Origin of the sequence: Mucilaginibacter psychrotolerans (assembly GCF_004519315.1) — a bacterium.
GTDB classification, from domain to species: Bacteria; Bacteroidota; Bacteroidia; order Sphingobacteriales; family Sphingobacteriaceae; genus Mucilaginibacter; species Mucilaginibacter psychrotolerans.
In genome coordinates, this window is the sequence record NZ_SOZE01000024.1 from 37,007 (window position 1) to 55,481 (window position 18,475).

At 46.8% G+C, this 18,475-nt stretch carries 17 protein-coding genes; 12 read left to right on the forward strand and 5 right to left on the reverse strand.

Annotated features, from left to right (window positions below; genetic code table 11):
- Positions 1-80: 80 nt before the first annotated feature.
- The 9 genes from E2R66_RS20100 (at position 81) to E2R66_RS20140 (ending at position 6,864) form a co-directional block, all read left to right on the forward strand.
- Positions 81-1,838, forward strand: a complete 1,758-nt coding sequence (locus E2R66_RS20100; protein ID WP_133233938.1) for a M23 family metallopeptidase — start codon at positions 81-83, stop codon at positions 1,836-1,838.
- Positions 1,839-1,851: 13 nt separating this feature from the next.
- Positions 1,852-2,367: a hypothetical protein gene (locus E2R66_RS20105; protein ID WP_133233940.1), complete on the forward strand. Its 516-nt coding sequence runs from the start codon at positions 1,852-1,854 to the stop codon at positions 2,365-2,367.
- Between the two features lie 45 nt (positions 2,368-2,412).
- Positions 2,413-2,874 carry a thioredoxin-dependent thiol peroxidase gene (gene bcp, locus E2R66_RS20110; protein WP_133233942.1) on the forward strand — a complete coding sequence of 154 codons (462 nt, stop codon included), beginning with the start codon at positions 2,413-2,415 and terminating at the stop codon, positions 2,872-2,874.
- 62 nt (positions 2,875-2,936) lie between these two features.
- On the forward strand, positions 2,937-3,491 hold the full coding sequence (locus tag E2R66_RS20115; protein ID WP_133233944.1) for an RNA polymerase sigma factor: 555 nt from the start codon (positions 2,937-2,939) through the stop codon (positions 3,489-3,491).
- 51 nt (positions 3,492-3,542) lie between these two features.
- Positions 3,543-4,559 (forward strand): hypothetical protein, encoded by a 1,017-nt coding sequence (locus tag E2R66_RS20120; RefSeq protein ID WP_133233946.1) that lies wholly within the window; start codon positions 3,543-3,545, stop codon positions 4,557-4,559.
- Positions 4,560-4,572: 13 nt separating this feature from the next.
- Positions 4,573-5,064, forward strand: coding sequence for a hypothetical protein (locus tag E2R66_RS20125; protein ID WP_133233948.1), 492 nt, complete (start codon positions 4,573-4,575; stop codon positions 5,062-5,064).
- A gap of 120 nt (positions 5,065-5,184) precedes the next feature.
- Positions 5,185-5,571 carry a DUF1634 domain-containing protein gene (locus tag E2R66_RS20130; protein ID WP_133233950.1) on the forward strand — a complete coding sequence of 129 codons (387 nt, stop codon included), beginning with the start codon at positions 5,185-5,187 and terminating at the stop codon, positions 5,569-5,571.
- Positions 5,572-5,612: 41 nt separating this feature from the next.
- On the forward strand, positions 5,613-5,828 hold the full coding sequence (locus E2R66_RS20135; RefSeq protein WP_133233952.1) for a KTSC domain-containing protein: 216 nt from the start codon (positions 5,613-5,615) through the stop codon (positions 5,826-5,828).
- 502 nt (positions 5,829-6,330) lie between these two features.
- Positions 6,331-6,864 carry a transposase gene (locus E2R66_RS20140; protein ID WP_133233954.1) on the forward strand — a complete coding sequence of 178 codons (534 nt, stop codon included), beginning with the start codon at positions 6,331-6,333 and terminating at the stop codon, positions 6,862-6,864.
- Between the two features lie 104 nt (positions 6,865-6,968).
- Here the strand turns inward: E2R66_RS20140 and E2R66_RS20145 are convergent, their stop codons facing one another.
- Complete coding sequence (locus tag E2R66_RS20145; RefSeq protein ID WP_133233956.1) at positions 6,969-9,419, reverse strand: TonB dependent receptor; 2,451 nt, start codon at positions 9,417-9,419, stop codon at positions 6,969-6,971.
- 204 nt (positions 9,420-9,623) lie between these two features.
- Here E2R66_RS20145 and E2R66_RS20150 point away from each other — a divergent pair, with 204 nt between their 5' ends.
- A complete protein-coding gene (locus tag E2R66_RS20150; protein WP_133233958.1) occupies positions 9,624-10,910 on the forward strand; it encodes an alpha/beta fold hydrolase in 1,287 nt (428 codons plus the stop codon).
- Between the two features lie 229 nt (positions 10,911-11,139).
- Here E2R66_RS20150 and E2R66_RS20155 read toward each other — a convergent pair whose 3' ends face one another.
- Positions 11,140-11,613 carry a DinB family protein gene (locus E2R66_RS20155; RefSeq protein WP_133233960.1) on the reverse strand — a complete coding sequence of 158 codons (474 nt, stop codon included), beginning with the start codon at positions 11,611-11,613 and terminating at the stop codon, positions 11,140-11,142.
- A 97-nt stretch (positions 11,614-11,710) separates the two neighbouring features.
- Between E2R66_RS20155 and E2R66_RS20160 the strand changes: the two genes are divergently transcribed.
- Both E2R66_RS20160 and E2R66_RS20165 read left to right on the forward strand, forming a co-directional pair.
- Entirely contained in the window at positions 11,711-13,495 is a 1,785-nt protein-coding gene (locus E2R66_RS20160) for a DUF885 domain-containing protein (RefSeq protein WP_240049359.1), read from the forward strand.
- A 433-nt stretch (positions 13,496-13,928) separates the two neighbouring features.
- Positions 13,929-14,138, forward strand: a complete 210-nt coding sequence (locus E2R66_RS20165) for a DUF5808 domain-containing protein (RefSeq protein ID WP_133233962.1) — start codon at positions 13,929-13,931, stop codon at positions 14,136-14,138.
- 45 nt (positions 14,139-14,183) lie between these two features.
- Here E2R66_RS20165 and E2R66_RS20170 read toward each other — a convergent pair whose 3' ends face one another.
- From E2R66_RS20170 to guaA, 3 genes are read right to left on the reverse strand one after another with little or no spacing between them, the layout of a single operon-like run.
- Positions 14,184-15,368 carry an RsmB/NOP family class I SAM-dependent RNA methyltransferase gene (locus E2R66_RS20170; RefSeq protein WP_133233964.1) on the reverse strand — a complete coding sequence of 395 codons (1,185 nt, stop codon included), beginning with the start codon at positions 15,366-15,368 and terminating at the stop codon, positions 14,184-14,186.
- Positions 15,365-16,618: an ABC transporter substrate-binding protein gene (locus E2R66_RS20175; RefSeq protein ID WP_133233966.1), complete on the reverse strand. Its 1,254-nt coding sequence runs from the start codon at positions 16,616-16,618 to the stop codon at positions 15,365-15,367. Before E2R66_RS20175 ends, E2R66_RS20170 begins: the two co-directional genes overlap by 4 nt.
- Positions 16,575-18,104, reverse strand: coding sequence for a glutamine-hydrolyzing GMP synthase (gene guaA / locus E2R66_RS20180; protein ID WP_133233968.1), 1,530 nt, complete (start codon positions 18,102-18,104; stop codon positions 16,575-16,577). The genes E2R66_RS20175 and guaA overlap by 44 nt, the downstream gene beginning before the upstream one ends.
- Positions 18,105-18,475 lie beyond the last annotated feature (371 nt).

An 18,475-nucleotide genomic window follows, 5' to 3' on the forward strand; every position in this document is an offset into this window, starting at 1 on the left:
TTCGCTATTTATCCAGACTATACAGATATCCCCCTAACAAAACCACCCGGTAGTGGTTATCTAAAAAATTTTAAAGAAGTATGCCAGTTCGACCGTGTAGTAAGAAGAGATCGATAAAAACGAATTGTAGAACTTGCGCAGTAATCATCCTGCTACTGGTTTGCGGCAAAGCATCTCTGGCCCAGCAAACCATCCAAAGCAAACAATACCCTAAAGATGCGTTCCGTTACCCGCTCGATCTGCCACCGGTTACCGCAGGCTCCTTCGGCGAGTTGAGGCCTGCGCATTTCCACTCGGGTTTAGATTTTAAAACCATGCAGCGCACCGGGTTCCCGGTACATGCTGTTGGCGATGGCTACGTGTCGCGGATGCGCATACAATTCGGCGGCTTTGGGCAGGCCATTTATGTTACGCATCCAAACGGCTACACTTCGGTTTACGGGCATATCCAAAGTTTTACGCCGGAGGAGTTTAAATACATACGCGATTACCAGTACAAAAACCAAACCTTTGAGGCCGATATTGCCGTACCCAAAGGCATGTTCAAGGTGCTTAAGGGCGATGTGATAGCCATGTCGGGCAACGAAGGTGCATCTGCCGGTCCGCACGTGCACTTTGAGCTGCGCGATACCCTCACTCAGGAAACCATCAACCCGCAGCTTTTCGGGCTCACGATACCTGATGAGGTGCCGCCAACCATTACCGCCATCGGCATTTATCATTTAAACGGCAACCCCTTCAGCGAGAAAACGCCCAAAGAATTCCTCAGCGTAACCGGCTCGGCGGGCAACTATCATCTTTTGAAGCCCCAGGTACTGCAGCTTAGTGGCAACACCGGCTTCGGCATTGCCGTTACCGATCAAAACAGCGCATCTAATAATCACAATGGCGTATATTCCATCCAAATGAAGCTGGATGGGCAAACGGTTTACACCTTTGCCGTAGAACGTTTCGCCTTCGACCAAACGCACGCCGTAAACGCCTATACCGATTACCCCGCATTTTTGCTTTCCCGCAGAATGATACAGAAATGCTTCATACTGCCCGGCAGCCGTATATCGCTTTATCCGCAATCGATCAACAGGGGTATCATCCCTTTCAACGATAACCAACTGCACGATGTGGAGTTCATCTGCAAGGATGTGATGGGCAATACCTCCACCGTGAAACTGAAGGTTCAGTCGAACACATCGGCAAACAACATTGCCCCGTTGAAGCCCCTGGGCACGCTGATGCATTACGACGATAATAACGACTTTTACAATGGCAAGGTGCGCGTGCAGATAATGCCCGGCAATTTGTACGATGACCTGGACTTTATGTACGATACCCAGCCCATGAAGCCCGGCGCGTATTCGGTAACGCATCGCATCCACAATAAGTTTACACCCATACACGATGAGTACGAACTTTGGATAAAGCCCGATATGGACCTGGGCAAGTATGCCGATAAGGCGGTAATAGTAAACGCAGCTACCGGCAGCATAGGCGGCCAGTACGATGGCGGCTTTGTGAAAGCCACCGCCCATGCCTTCGGCGATTTTTATATCAAGGTCGATTCCGTGCCGCCTGTTATCACGCCCATCAACATCCGCAACGGCAGCAACCTAAAGGCCATCAGCGCGATAAAGCTGCGCATGAGCGATAATTTGTCGGGCGTGAAAAGTTTTGCCGGGAAGATTGATGGTAAATGGGTGTTGGTAGAGCGGAACTACAAAACAAAAATATTAAGTTATACTTTTACTGCCGATATTGTGCCCGGAAAACATAATTTTGAATTTACGGTGATAGATGCTAAAAACAATATCGCCACCTTTACGGCTCAATTTACACGATAAACTGAACTAATCGTTGAGGCAAATAATAATTGACAAAAGTATTGAGCGGGGCCGATTGGTTTATAAATTCGACCGAAAGCTGGTAGGCGATTATACAATGAGCTTTATTTTAGGGATAGGTTTCCCAATAGTTCTTTTCATCTGGTCTTTAATAAATCCTTACGTTTTCCGGAATGCTCCCGGTGCCGGATTTTTACTTTGCGTTATTACATGGACGCTAATAAACTACTATTATAGCATCAAGTTGGTGAAGGTTCGCATGAGGAATCCTGGCGAAAATAAAGAACAGATAATAGGCATAGTACAGCATTACTACCCCAAAGTTAATTTCACTTCCGGAATGCTATCGCTGATAAGAGGGCAAAAGCCTGAAGGCTGGGGAGGAAGAGGTAAGGTCGTTAGTATCATTATAAATGGCGACTATCTATACATAAACGTCGTGAGCACCTTTCGTGGTGGACAATTCGATGTTTTGTTCTGCGGACTCCTCAACCACCTCGAAGCTAAAGATTTGGCGAGAGCGTTCTAAAGGATTGAAATTTTATACCTTTACGGCTCAATTTACACGATAAATATGGCAACTCTTCAACCAGGCGACAAAGCCCCCGATTTTACCGCTAAGGATCAGAATGGCAAGGAAGTATCCTTGTCAGATTATAAAGGCAAAAACCTTATCCTTTACTTTTACCCAAAGGACGATACCCCCGGTTGCACGGCAGAATCATGCGATTTCAGAGATAACTACCAATCGTTGTTGGGCCAGGGTTTCGATGTGATAGGCGTTAGTGTCGACGATGAAAAATCACACAAAAAATTCGAGACCAAATACAGCCTGCCCTTTACGCTGATAGCCGATACCGACCACAGCATTGTAGAAGCATATGATGTTTGGAAGGAAAAGAATATGTACGGCAAAAAGTATATGGGCACCGCGCGCACTACATTTGTGATTAATGCGGATGGCGTTATAGACCATGTGATTGATAAGGTAGATACCAAAGCCTCATCGCAGCAGGTGCTGGAGCTGGTAAAATAACCCTGCGCCAAACATATTGATGCAAAAAAGCTTTATATTTATTTAAAGATAAATTTTAATAGATGGCCATACAGGCAGAAGACGAAGAGATTCTCAGTAAGTTTAGGGAAGATAAAACCCGCAACGAGGCATTCAACATGCTGCTGAAGAAGTATCAGCAAAAAATATACTGGCACGTGCGCCGTATGGTGATAGACCACGACGATGCCGACGACCTTACGCAGGACGTTTTTATTAAAGTGTGGAAAAACCTGCCGGGCTTTCGTAACGATGCGCAGTTATACACCTGGATGTACCGCATTGCCACCAACGAGTGCATCACCTTTTTAAATAAAAAGAAGCAAAAGAACAATATTTCGCTGGATGATGTGGATTACGAGTTGGCGGATACCCTATCAAGCTCTGACCAGTTCACGGGCGACCAGATACAGCGCAAACTGCAGGAAGCCATACTTACCCTGCCCGATAAACAACGCCTTGTGTTTAACATGAAGTACTTCGACGATATGAAGTACGAGGAGATGAGCGAGGTGCTGGGCACCAGCGTCGGGGCGCTGAAAGCATCGTTTCACCTGGCTGTGAAAAAAATAGAGGCGTTTGTTACGAATACCGATTAATTACTAAATTAGCATTAAACCTTTTGAAGTATTATTCATCTATAACAGCGTATGGAAAGCGATATGGACAATAGGGAATGGGGGGACGAAGAAATGTCACTAAAACGGTTTACTAAAAATAACCCGTTCACGGTGCCGTCTGCCTATTTTGAAGAAGCCGGTCAGCGCATTTTATCATTGGTTAAATTAGATGAATTAAAAAGTATAGACCCGGCTAACGGTTTTACGGTACCTGCAAATTATTTTGACGAGCTTACGGGCAACGTTACCAGCAGGATAAATATAGGTGTAGAGGCAGATACAGCACACAGCGGCTTTGCTTTGCCCGCAAATTACTTTGACCAACTTACGGCAAACATTACCGGCAGGATAAACATAGGAATGGCTGAGGCTACCGAAGATAACGGTTTTGCCCTGCCAGCAAACTATTTTGAGCAGCTGAGCAATAACATCACCAGCCGCATCAGTATTGAAGCTGAAGCTGACGAAGATATGGGCTATGCCCTGCCGGCAGGTTACTTCGACGAGTTGACCAGCAAGATAGAAAGCCGTATTGCGGTAGAAGAGCTTGCCAACAGAGAGGAGTTTTTTGCCGTGCCCGAGGGTTACTTTAACGATATGCAGCAGCAGATTGCCGCCCGCATTGCTGTTGAAGAGATACTTGCCGAAAAAACAACAGGCTTTACCGTGCCGGATAACTATTTCGATGTGCTAAATCGAAATATTCTTAACAAAACGGTAAACAAAGAGGTAGTTATCCGTAAAACCATTATCAGGAAGCTGTTCGCCAGCAATTCGTTTAAATACGCAACTGCCGCTTGCCTGGCCTTGATGATTGGTACAGGCGTAATTCTACAGCAGAACGGTACTGTGGTTGTTGTTCCGGAAGCAGCGCATCAAAAGTCCTTGCTACACAACGAACTGTCTACCGTACCAGTTGACGAAATTAAAGATTACCTTGAACTGAACGTAGATGCCGGCGATGCAACCGGTATGATACAGGATGATAAACAAATCAATACCAAAGCGCTCGCCGATGATCTGAGCGATTATATTGATGCTAACTAACGCGACACTTTTGATGGCTAAATTGCTCAGATATATTTTTATTTTATTGGTTATTGCCATTGCAACCGGCTATGAAGTATCTGCGCAGGCTACCAATTTAAAGCAAACCAATGATAACCGGCCCGCATTGCAGCCAGCTGGCCGAGCCAGGGCTAACGGCAAAAAAATAGAAGCTGCCCGCGACAAATTCCTGGCCCAGCAGCTTGATCTTACAGACGAAGAAGCCAAAGCTTTTTGGCCCCTTTATCATACCTATCAGGAAGAACTGAAAGCCGTACGCATTTTGAAAAGATTAAACAGTACCAGTTCATCAACAGGTGCTGCGCAGATAGACAAGGAATTGTATTACGATAATCAGATGCTTACCATCAAAAGGAAATATCTGGATGAATTCCTCAAGATAGTCCCTTCATCTAAAATAAGCATCCTTTACAAAAGCGAACGGGCCTTCAACGATGAAGTAATCAAGCAACTCAGCGAGCGCAGTATACGTGCCGGGAACTAGTTGGCGCATTGAGTCATTAGGTCATTTGTAATTTAAAGAGTCGAATAATTAGCAAGCTTTCTTTTTTACCCTTAGTTTTGCTCTTGTCGTAGGGCAATGACCCAGTGACACAATGACCCAATGACACAAAGTACCTTCAAAGAAAAAGACATGCAGGCCATCATCGGCTGGATACTCCGCGCCGGGGTGCTCATCTCCATGTCCGTGGTATTTATTGGTGGCATTTTATTTCTATACCGGCACGGACACGACATTCCCGATTACCATACCTTTAAAGGTGTTCCCGATTTTGTGCATAACGCATCGGGCATCATCAACGGCATATTTACATTAAGGGGCAGGGCCATTATACAGGCCGGCATTATCCTGCTCATTGCCACCCCGGTTATCCGCGTGGTGTTTTCGGCCATTGGTTTCGTGCTGGAGAAGGATTATCTGTACGTCGGCATCACTCTTATCGTTTTGCTGATCATCTTCGTCAGCATGTTCAGCGGGCACGCGGGCTGATCTTTTTTAAAACCAATCTTCATTTGCCTTGCTATATAGATATGCACAGGCAGACCGTTCAATCATCGGCTCTACAAAGTATCGGCTATGATGCCCAAACCCACACCCTCGAACTGGAGTTTAAGGAACACAGCGGCGTATGGCAATATTTCGGTTTCAAGCCTTCTGCCTATAAAAAATTCATCAAAAGCGAATCCTTAGGCAACTTTTTCGTCACTAAAATTAAAGGGAAGTATAAGGAAAAGAAAGTAGGTTAAAATATCTTTCTTAATCAGCACATTTGAAATCTAAAATCTGCACATCTGCAGCTACGTTAATTCGCTCCCTTCCGCATCCTCTCCTGCTCCAACTCGGTACCGGTTTGGTGTTTGGTAGCAGTCAAGGCGCGAAGTATCGCGTCTCTACGGAGAATTACGATGATTATTGTAGAGACGCGATACATCGCGTCTCCCATAGGATGGGTCAAATGGCATTTCGTAATTTGCATCGGTAAGACGCGAAGTATCGCGTCTTACTCTACGGAGAATTACGATGATTATTGTAGAGATGCGATACATCGCGTCTCCCAAGGATGGGTCAAATGGCATTTCGTAATTTGCATCGGTAAGACGCGAAGTATCGCGTATCTACGGAGAATGATGATGGTTTTTCGTAGAGACGCGACACATCGCGTCTCCAGTAGGACAGGCAACCAAATTAATATACGCTCAAGAAGTTATGAGTCTCGTTTCTTCACGCAAATCCCTAAATTGCATTTCTATGGACGACATCTATAAAAACAAATATCGCATTTCGCCCGCGCGATTGAAGGGCTGGGATTATGGCTCTCATGGATTATACTACATTACGATATGTACAAAAAACCGCAGCCACTATTTCGGTGAAATAGAAAAAGGAGAAAACGAAACTGCTTTCTTGAATAGAACGGAAATTGCAGATGTGGCGGAAAGCAATTGGTTTAGTATCCCTGAATTTCACCCTTATGTTGAGGTAGATTCATTTGTTTTAATGCCAAATCATTTACATGGCATTTTATTTATCAACAGGCCAGATAAATTAACATGGTCAACCAACAAATTTGGCCCTCAATCAAAAAATTTAGCGTCGATATTGAGGGGATATAAATCATCAGTAACGCAGTACGCGAAAGAAAATGCAATAGAATTTGTTTGGCAACCCCGTTATTACGACCATATAATCAGGAATCAAAAGGAATATGAAAATATAGTGGGGTATATTTATAATAATCCTCATAACTGGTTGCTTAACGGCGATGTTATCGAAGACATGTAAATAGTGCTGCCCGGCTAAATACATCGCGTCTCCCGTAAGACATGTAAGGGGCTGATATGCATTGTCAAGACGCGAAGTATCGCGTCTCTACGGTGATTATTTTGCTAATTCGCTCCCTTCCGCATCCTGTCCTGCTCCAGCTCGGTACCGGTTTGGTGTTTGGTAGCAGCCTTCACGGTCGATTTGCCGAAACGGTAGGTAAAGGCCAGGCGGGCTATGCGTGTTTCGGGTTTGCCGTTGATGCGTAAATCGATGTTTTGGTACAGGGTGTAGGCCCTATCGCGGTTGGTGTTGAATATATCTGCCACGTTGAGGCTAAGCTTGCCGCGCTTACCAAATATGGGGGTGCTCATCCCGGCGTTAACGTAATAGTTGGGGCTAAACCTGCGAATGCCGTACTGGTTGGCCGTTTCGTAAAAGCCGGTTATCTCCAGCGCCAGGCTTTTGCTCAGGCTGATGTTTTGCGTGGTATTGAAGATGATATCGGCAGCACCTTTATCCAGGTTACCGTTTTCGGGGTAGGTAGTGTAATGATAGTAGCCTGCGTTTACGTCAATCTCGCCCTTCCAGCATTTGGCCACAGTATAAGGCGTCATCACTTGCAGGCCTATGTCCTTTACATCGCCCAGGTTGCGCGTGGTAGTAAGGTTAACCTTGGTGGCATCGTTTTGGCTGTAGAAGGCGAAGTTAGCGTCCGTAGTTTTCCCGGCATACAACGCTATCGAAAGGCTTTGGTTATAAGTATAGGTTAAGGTGATCGTGTTGCTGTACTCGGGCTTCAGGTAGGGGTTGCCGCTCTGGAAATCGTAAGGATCTATATAATACAAAAAGGGGTTGAGGCTCTCGTAATCGGGCCTTAGAATTCCCCGCGTAAAGCTTAAGGCGTAATCGTGCTGTTCACTTTGCGCATAATGGAGCAACAGGTTGGGGAACAGCTTGAAGTAGTTGGAAACATTTATGGTGCTCATGGTAGATGCTGCGCCCATAGAACTACCCTGCGAATGGGTGTACTCTCCGCGCAGCCCGGCCACCATATCAAATTTGCCAAAGGCCGCTGTATAGTTTAAATAACCGGCATTTACTTCTTCTTTATAAGAAAAGTTATTGCTGAAGGTAGGGTCGACCGTGTAGGCACCATTTACCAGCGGGCCGAATATAAGGTTGTTATCACTTTTAGTATGGCTAAATTTAAAGCCGATTTCCAGTTTAGATGTTTTATTGAGCGGGTTGGCATAATCCAGCATCCCCGTCCAGTTCCGGCGCTGAGATGGCGAAAGGTTCTGTAATGATTGAGGCTGGCGGTACACCGAGCCGGCTGCATCGAAAAAAGTATTATTGATGTACTCGGCCGAATGCCTGGTATAAGGCAGGTAAGTTAAACTGGCGGCTAAGGTGCGCCCCGCATCATCAAGCTTGCCGCTGTAGTTGATATTGTAGTTGATGTTGCGTAGGTCGCGATCCACACGGCTGTTTACCAGTATTACCGAATCAAGGTGCCCCTGGTTGGCAATTTTAAGGCTATTGTTTTTGGTGAAATTGTTATCTGTTACAAATCCATAAACCTGTACGCCGAGGGTATGGTTGGGTGCGAGCGTGAAATCGGCCCCGAGGCGGTAATTGTGGCTGTAGGTTTCCTGCTGACCGTAGTAGTTGAGGTTATAGCTGCTTAATGCGCCGGCATCATTTACGTTACGGTTGCTGGTGAAGCCCCGATAGGTTTTGTTGGCGTTGATATTATACAGGCCAAACACATTTACATACTTGCTGCGGCTGTTAAAGGTAAGGCCGGCTATGCCTTTATAAAACTTCCCGTAGCCGGCAGTTAAGTTGAAGGTGCCGTTTGTACCGATGTTCTTGCCCTTCTTCATCACGATATTGATGACCCCGCCGGCAGATGCATCGTACCTTGCCGAGCCCCCCGTGATGAGTTCGATCCGGTCTACATTGCTGCCCTGGGTGCTCCGCAGGAGTGCCGCCAGGTCGGCCCCGGTGATGTTGGTAGGGCGGCCATCTATTAGTATCAAAGCTTTTTGCCTGCCGCTGATGCTGATGTTATCGCCATCGGCAACCTTTACGCCGGGCGTTTGGGTTAAAATATCCAATACGTTCTTGCCATCGGCGGTGATGCTGGCTGCCGGGTTTACAATCGTTTTGCCCGGGCGAACCTCTACGAATGCTTTCTTGCCCACGATAGCTACTTCTTTCAGCTGAGTATCGGCCGGCTGCAGATATATAGGCTGTGCAGTAAGCTGCTGCCCGGCAGCTAGCTGGAACGCAGGCGAGTAAGCTTTAAGGTATCCGAGGCGGAAAGCCGCCACGATGTAGCTGCCCGATGGCACGTTGCGGAAGGTATAAGCACCTAAGTGATCAACCAGAGCCGACATTACTATCGAAGAGTCGCGTTGGTTAAGCAAAATGGCCGTAGCGGCTTCGGCAGCCGTATTATTTGGTATATATATATTACCCTTGATTGTTGCGAGCGTGGTTTGGGCGTTACAAAAACCAAAAAAGCCCGCTGTGAATACAAGCAGTAAACATCCTGTTTTAAAACTCATTAACTATTGGTAGATTTTTATTCGATATAGTGCGTTTAGGACGTGGCAAATTTAATAAAATATTAATTTGATGTATTGTTAATATGCTTTTTACGCATCATAAAAATAAATGTTGCGTGTAGTTATTAGATATAGCAAATTAAAAGCTTTTAAATTTTATTAAATTCGCCCAAAAGTATCTCCAAAATAACAGGTTAACCCCGGATGAAAAGAATATACATTTTAGCACTCGCCCTTTTTTTTACGGCAAATGCCATGGCGCAAACCGTGCCGGCCAACTTTGCGCCGGTGCTGGCTAAGTTTAAGCAGTTTTATAATAACGCACAACCCGATAGCATCTACGCCATGTTTGCGCCCGAAATGAAAACGGCTATGCCGTTGGATAAATGGAACGCCACCACCATACAGCTAAAAACCCAGCTGGGTAATCTGGTGAAAGCCGATGCAGACCGCTACGTTGCGCCAACGGCTATATACAAGGCAACTTTTGCCAACGCAGTGTTCTTTTTGAACCTATCGCTCAACAGTCAAAACAAACTGGTAGGCGTGTTTTTTACCCCTTACCAGGAACCTACTAAAACCATACAAATGGATGCCTCAATTACCGAGGAGCCCGTGCTGTTCAAGATGTTTACAGGCACCATCCCCGGTACGTTAAGCATACCTAAGGATGCTAAAGGTAAAGTGCCGGTGGTGCTCATCATCCCCGGATCGGGCCCTACCGACCGCGACGGTAACAGCCCTAAACTGGGCCTAAACGGCAATACTTATAAAATGCTGGCTAACGAACTGGGCAAAAACGGCATAGCCGTACTGCGTTACGATAAACGCCTGGTGGGCCAGAGCGTAACTTCTACCAAGGAAAAAGAACTGCGTTTTACCGATTATGTAGACGATGCAGTGGGCCTGATCAACATGTTGAATGAGGATCCACGTTTTTCTAAAGTTATCGTGTTAGGGCATAGCGAAGGCTCACTGGTTGGTTTGCTTTCGCTGCGCGATCAGCCCGTTAAAGCCTTTATATCGGTTGCCGGTGCCGGTCGCTCTGCTGAGAAAATAGTATTAGAGCAGGTAGAAAAAGAACAGCCCAAGTTTTTGGTAGATCAGTATAAAACCATGGTGGATAGCTTGCGCAAAGGTAAAACTACCGACTATATGGATCCGCAATTGTATTACATCGCCCGGCCAAGCATCCAGCCGTACCTCATGTCGTGGTACAGGTACGACCCTTACAACATTATGAAGAGGGTGAAAATTCCTACGCTGATATTGCAAGGCACAACCGATATACAGGTACCGGTAGATGATGCGGATAAACTGAAGAAAGCAAATTCTGATGCGAAACTGGTTATCATTACCGGCATGAACCATATCCTGAAAGAAGCCCCCGCCGACCGACAACAGAATAAAGCCACCTATAGCAACCCCGCCCTCCCCTTAAAACCAGAATTGGTAACGGCGATAGTGGAATTTGTGAATGGGGTGAAGTAGGACCGTTGATTTTTCGCGATTATTTTTTTTAAGGTGCTCCAGGGCTTCGTCGTTTTAATGATTACGTTGATTTCGCTGATTATTTCTGAACCTTGATTTACTTGATTGGAGGATTTCTTGATTGCACAATATGTTGATTATGTATCGGCCTTAATCCTAAATCAGGGAATCCTATAATCTAAAAAATCAAGGTTTCAGACAATCAGCGCAATCCTTTAAATCATTGAAATCAACGGTCCCATATCCCCAGCAACCTCCGCAACAAAACAATCTCTGCCGTGTGGTAGGCATTATGATCGGCTACCTGCAGGGCTTCGCGCAGGATGTTTTGACCGTTACCATGGGGGATGGGTTTGTAAATATCTTCGCTCTTTAATAAATTCAGGAATTCGGTGCGATCAGCATTGATCTGTTCGATGTTTTTTTCCCATGCGGCATCTTTGGGTTCGGCATCTTTGGGCCAGTAATCATCGGGCCAGTTGGGCGATTGGTGGTTGCCATCTTTGCTGAACTCCAGCATATCCCATTGCGCAATACGTATATGCTCGGCAAGCTGCCATATGCTGTAAGGCAGGCTATCAGGTTTCTTCCCCCTGAATTCGGCGGGGATATCCTTTACGGCCTCGGCTAATGTAGCATGGGCGCTGCCGCCCTCAAGCAGTTTTACCAATTCGGCAATTAATAGCTTATGTTCTTCGTTCATAACTAAGGTGTTTCACTTTGCAACAAAATCGCCGCAGATTTGATTTATATGCGTCAAATTATCTAAGTTTAGCAACCAAAGCAAATCTGGTAAAACAGTGATAAAAAAACTACTATTACTCGCCCTGTACGTGGCCGCATTCTCGGCCTGTAAAAAAGACGGGCAATCTATGGAGCCATTATCGGCTAAAGATGATGCCGCTTTCCAACAATATGAAGAGCGTTTCCTCGACGATTATTGGAAAGAGAACCCGCAGGCTGCTACCGCTGCGGGCTACCATAAATACGATAGCCTGCTAACGATACCGAGCGACGACAGCCGCAAAAAAGCCATCAAATTCTCTAAAGTGCAAATGGATTCGCTGAGCCGGTTTGAGGTTGGCACGCTGTCTGATGCCAACAAGATAGACCACCGCATGATGCAGAATGAAATGGAAGGCATGCAGTGGAAGCTGGAGCAATTGCGCGAGTACCAATGGAACCCTGCATCTTACAACGTTATCAGCAGCTTTGCGGTTATGCTTACCGAAAATTACGCACCACTTGAAAAACGCCTGCGCAGCTTTTACCAGCGCATGAGTTTTGTGCCAGCCTATTATAAAGAAGCCCAAAAGCAGCTTAAGAATCCGGTACAGGAGCTTACCGACCTGGCCATTGACCAAAACCTGAACGGCCTTAGCGTGATAGATAAGGATTTTGCCGATTCGCTTAAAAAAACCAGGATACCTGATGCCGAACAGCGGCAGATGTTGGATAGGGCCCGTATTGCCACAGATGCTATTAAAGCCTACGCAACGTTTTTAAAGGCCATGAAGAACGACAAGCCACGCAGCTTCCGTTTGGGTAAAGAATATTACGAAAACAAATTTAAATACGATATACAAGCCGAGGGTACCGCACAGCAAACCTACAACGCAGCCATGGAGCGCAAAAAGTCCTTGCACCGCGAAATGGCCAAAATAAGCAAAACGCTTTGGCCCAAATACTTCGGTACCAAACCCATGCCCGCCGATTCGTTGGAGATGATAGGGCAGATGATAGATACCTTATCGGCCAAACATGTTGCGCCCGATGCTTTCCAAGCGGCTATAGAGCAGCAATTGCCTAAGCTAACCGCCTTCATCAAAACTAAGGATTTGCTTACGCTTGACCCAACCAAGCCTTTAGTGGTACGTAAAGAGCCTGGCTATATGGCTGGCGTGGCTGGTGCATCCATAACTGCGCCCGGGCCATATGATAAAACGGGTAATACCTATTATAACGTAGGCAGCCTTGCCGGATGGGCACCTGCCCGGGCAGAAAGCTACCTGCGCGAATACAACGACTATATTTTGCAGATACTGAATATACATGAAGCTATACCGGGGCATTATACGCAACTGGTTTATGCTAATAAATCACCGAGTATGGTCAAATCGGTATTTGGTAACGGTGCCATGATAGAAGGCTGGGCGGTTTATACCGAGCAGATGATGCTGGATGCCGGCTATGGCGATAACGCACCCGAAATGCGCCTGATGTGGTATAAATGGAACCTGCGTTCGGTTTGCAACGCTATATTAGATTACAGCGTCCATGCCAGTGGCATGACTAAAGAGCAAGCTATAAAAATGCTCACCCACGAAGCCTTTCAGCAGCAGGCCGAAGCTGACGGCAAATGGAAACGCGTTAGTGTGAGCAGTGTGCAGCTCACCAGTTATTACACCGGCTTTAAAGAAATCACCGAACTGCAGCAAGCCTGGAAAAAGAAGCAAGGCGATAAGTACCGCTTAAAAGAATTTAACGAGAAATTCCTGGGCTATGGCAGCGCGCCAATCAAGTTGATAAAAGAAGCCATGTTTGCCGTACCAAAAATTGATACGCAGCCGGGGACGGGGGGATAGGTTGGATGTGCAGATTTCAGATGTGCAGATGATGGGAAATGTGCAGATTTCAGATGTGCAGATAAATGTCGTTTACTTAAGCGATTTCGAAGTGCGCCATAGGTGCAAACGGTCGGTAGCTAATCGATAATCAGCTACTCGCATGCCATAGGTATGCTACATCGCCAGTGTTGTACCTACGGCATATAGGTGGTTTTTGCTTGTTTGCTACCGACATTTGGCCCCGATGGGGCCGGGGCTTCCTTAAGTAAACGACATTGATGTGCAGATGTGCAGATGGAGTTCGGAACTTCGGATGAGGACACTATGCTGATGCTTAGCGTAGCCCCATGGCGGCCAAATGTCGGTAGCAAGGTAAGTAGAATGATAATTTGTGCCGTAGGTACAAAACCTCTCTGTGTTTTATGTCTGCGAATAAAAAAATTTCTCAACTATGAGCGATATGGATAAGAGCGAAGCTGCCCATTGGATATGGGGCATCATCTACTACAACCCCGATGACCCCAAATTTTTTGTGCCCAAGCGTTTTGGCTTGGGCTATACTTTCAATTTTGCCGATAGGCGCACCTGGATACTTTTCGCGGCGATAGCAGCCATCGCAATCGTCATCAAAGTGATGAAACATAAGGCAGTGAAAGGGTAAGTATTACCAGTTTTCAACTGACGATGCTATTCAAAAGCTCCCCCTTCAGGGGGCTTGGGGGGCTTGGGCTTTCGCCGTCAACCTCGCTACAAACATCGTATCGGCTTTGCGTTCGTAACCTTTCAATACCTGCATCTCTTCCAGCTTTAGGCCAAGTTGTTTTACCATAAAATCCACGGCATCTTCGTTCTCCGCTTTAAATGCCGAGCAGGTGATGTAGATAATGGGTTTGCCCGGTTTTAAATGCTTTGTTACGTTGGGGATGATGCTTTGCTGCAGGCGTTTAAAAAAGTCGGCTTTGTGTAGCTCAAACTGGCTGATCATCTCGGGTGTGCGGCCCCAGGTACCGCTGCCACTGCAGGGCGCATCTAAAATAATCCCGTCGAATTCGTATTGGTATAAAAGCTGCTCGTTGTTCTCGGTAAGGTCCAGCAGTTTTTTTTGGTATTTGCGCAGGCCCGCCAGTTGGAACCGCTCGTCCAGGTTGGCCAGGATAGATTCGCGGATGTCTGATACCACCAGTTTGATATCGGGCTGCATGCTGTGCAGCAATAAGGATTTACCGCCAGATGCGGCGCAGGCATCCCACCAGCTATCCCATTTGTTTGGCCTGAAGTAATTGGCGGTTTGTTGCGACGAATAATCCTGCACCTCGTACCAATGCTGTTTCTGGAAGATGGTTTCCAGCCTGGTGCCGTTGGGCAGGCTCAGGCAGTTATTGCCCTCATCCTTGAAAATAACTCCTGCCTTGTTTAGTTCAGCTTTAACAGCTGCCTCCATGCCCTTGGCCATCCGGATATACAGATCCGGCTGCACGAAAAATGATTTGAGGAAAGCCTCTTTGTCGATGCCCGCCGATAGCTGCGCGCTCCAGGGGAAAACATCCTCCAGCTTAAAATCGGGGTGGGAAGTTTTTACGATGTTGATTTTCTCATCGATGCCGAAACTTATGCAGGCCGCCCATTCGGGCTTAAAGTGCTGTAAAAAAGAATTAGTTTGCGTATTGCAAAGGAACTCGGCTACCATTAGCCTATCCTCGGTAGGGGCATTATATAGTGCTTTGCCCAGCCGGAAGTAATTGTATATCAGTCGGCCTGCAACCTTGCGGTCGGTGCTGCCCATTTGTTTGTTTTGCCGGTAAAAGCCGGGGAGGAACTTACCTAAGGGCGTATCTGCCGGATAATCGCCCAGGATGCGTTGAAAGGTTTTTAGCTGGTTTATAGCTTTCATTGCACGGGTTTAAGTTCAAAGTCCTGGTAGCGCAGGATATCTACATGCGTGTTTACCCAACCCAGCCCGGGTTTCTTCTCAAAATGGAAGCTGTTGTGCAGCCCGATGAAATCATTTTGCTCTACGCGGCGGTAGCTGTCATCCTCGCGGGCCATCAGCTGCGCAAAGTAAAGCCCCTCGTCGAAGCCTTTAATGGCAAAATCGGTTGGGTCGGTATGGTAGGCCCTGCGGTAGATGCGTATAAAGGTATTCACCTCCGGCGATTTGTAATCTATGTTATCCGTACTGGTGATATGCGTCTTCAGGCGTTGCAGCAGGTTAGCCTTCAAAAAGGCGAATTTCTCCCAGTTGGGGTGACCAAAAAGCGTAACCGGGAATTTCCTGGATAGAGTATCTAAGGATTTTAATGTCACCATTAGAAAAGCTTGCTTTGTTGAGGGCACCAGGAAAACATTCTCCACCTTATTGTTCAATTGAGCCACCAGCGGCGTTAGGTTGCCACGCACTACAGTGAATGGTACAACTTGTATCTTACGCTTGCTTAAACTATCAATGGTGCGTTTAAAGGGGGCTGTATATAGCTTTTCATCGCTGAAACCCGAGTTGAGAATGAACACCTTCTTAGGCCTAAGCTTGTTGACGGTGTAAGTAGCTGCGCCTTTGGCATGATACTCCAGCGGCGGGGTCATGGTAACGATGTTCTGGTTATTGAACAGCGTAGGCGAAGCCGGCGACAGCGGTGACACAATTGGCTTGCGCGAATAGTTGAACATCGATGCAAAAATCCTGATATCCTCGGGGAAGATAGGGCCCACAATAAGGTCGCCGTTTTTTACCTGCGGATTCTGTGCCAGGCTGTGTATGGCGGCATCGTCTTTACTATCAAAAACTTGTAGTTTAAAGTTGGCGCCCTGCCCTGCAACAGAATCCAGGGCCAGTTTAAAGCCCTGGTAATACTCTGCCGACATGTTGGCCTTGCTTAATGCTGCCGCGCTGTAGCTTTGGCCAGGCACAAGCTTATCAAGCCCCAAAGGCAAAATAAGCGATACCACCGAGAATTTAGGCTCGGGCGGCTTAACAGGCGGTGGTATCGGCTTTTCGGGCTTTGCTACGGGTGCTGTTGGTACAGGTTTGGCAGCAACGGGTACAGTACGCACTTTAGGCGAGCATGCGCCCACCACCAATGCTAATACAAGTATGAACCACTTATTCCCACTCAATAGTGGCCGGTGGTTTCGAACTGATGTCATATACTACCCGGTTAATTCCTTTTACGTTGTTGATGATCTCGTTAGAGATTTTGGCCAGCAGGCTATACGGCAAGTGGCACCAATCGGCCGTCATCCCGTCTAACGATTCTACCGCGCGGAGGCAAATTACGTTCTCGTAAGTGCGCTCATCGCCCATAACACCTACCGATTGTACCGGTAAGTAAATAGCGCCTGCCTGCCAAACCTTATCGTAAACACCTGCACTGCGCAAATTGTTGATATAAATCGCATCGGCCTGTTGTAAAATATCAACTTTCTCGGGTGTAATGTCGCCTAATATCCTGATAGCCAGGCCGGGACCCGGGAAAGGGTGGCGGCCAAGAATATTCGGGTCGATGCCTAAAGCGGCACCTACGCGGCGCACTTCGTCTTTAAACAAAGTGTTCAAAGGCTCAACTACCTTCAGTTTCATAAAATCGGGCAAGCCGCCAACGTTATGGTGCGATTTGATGGTGGCCGATGGCCCCTTCACCGAAACCGATTCGATAACATCCGGGTAAATGGTACCCTGGCCTAGCCAGCTTACGCCTTGTACTTCGTGCGCGGCATCATCAAATACTTCAATGAACACGCGGCCGATGGCTTTACGTTTCTTTTCCGGGTCGGTAAGGCCGGCCAGCGCATCGTAAAAACGCTGCTTGGCATCTATGCCTTTTATGTTGAGGCCCATGTGCTGGTACGAATCCAATACAGATTGGTATTCGTCTTTACGCAGCAGGCCGTTATCTACAAATATACAATGCAGGTTAGCGCCAATGGCCTGGTGCAGCAATACCGCCGCAACCGACGAATCTACACCGCCTGATAAGCCTAGTACAACTTTATCATCACCCAGCTTAGCTTTCAGTTCGGCAATAGTGGTTTCTATGAACGAATCGGGCGTCCAGTCCTGGCTGCATCCGCAAATGTCAACCAAAAAGTTCTGCAGCAATTGCTTGCCGTCTGTACTATGCGTAACCTCCGGGTGAAACTGGATAGCATAGGTTTGCGTTCCGGTGATCTGATAAGCCGCAACCTCAACACTATCGGTACTGGCAATAATCTCAAAATTATCTGCTATGCGGGCAATCGTGTCCCCGTGCGACATCCACACCTGTGAACCTTTAAGCACATCTTTAAAAAGCGGGTTGCCTTCTTTAATGTAATCCAAATTGGCACGGCCATATTCGCGCGTGCTGGAGGCCAAAACCTCGCCGCCATGGAAATGGGCAATGTATTGTGCACCGTAGCAAACGCCCAAAATAGGCAGGGTGGTATGGTGTTTTACGAAATCGAAATGAGGCGCATCTTCCTGGCGTACAGAGTACGGACTGCCCGAAAGGATGATGCCTTGTACACTTTCGTCTATTACAGGAACTTTATTGAATGGGTGAATCTCGCAGTAGATGTTGAGTTCCCTGACACGGCGCGCGATAAGCTGGGTAAACTGCGAACCGAAGTCAAGAATGAGGATTTTTTCTTGCATGGGCAAAGATAGGTTTTTACGGGGAATTTCGGAATTCGGATGTTCGATTTCGGATTTTTTAGGATGGATGGTTACCAGGCTTATTTTTCGAATATTGATTACTTAATACTTATTTGGATTTTTGCGTCTTTTACCACAATGAGCAGTCGGTAATTTAGTCAAGATGTAGTGAATCAACAGATAAATAATTTGGGCGATGCCTGCGGCCCGGGCTTTCCGTTTCAACTCCTCATTCCGCGTCGCTGATAGAAGCGACGCTGCATTCCGGGGTTTCCACTGCAATCCCTATCGCTTGCCATGTGGTGGGTTGGTTGCCGTGTTACATAGCAACCAGGGTATGGGTTTAATTACGAAATCGGCACTAATTATTC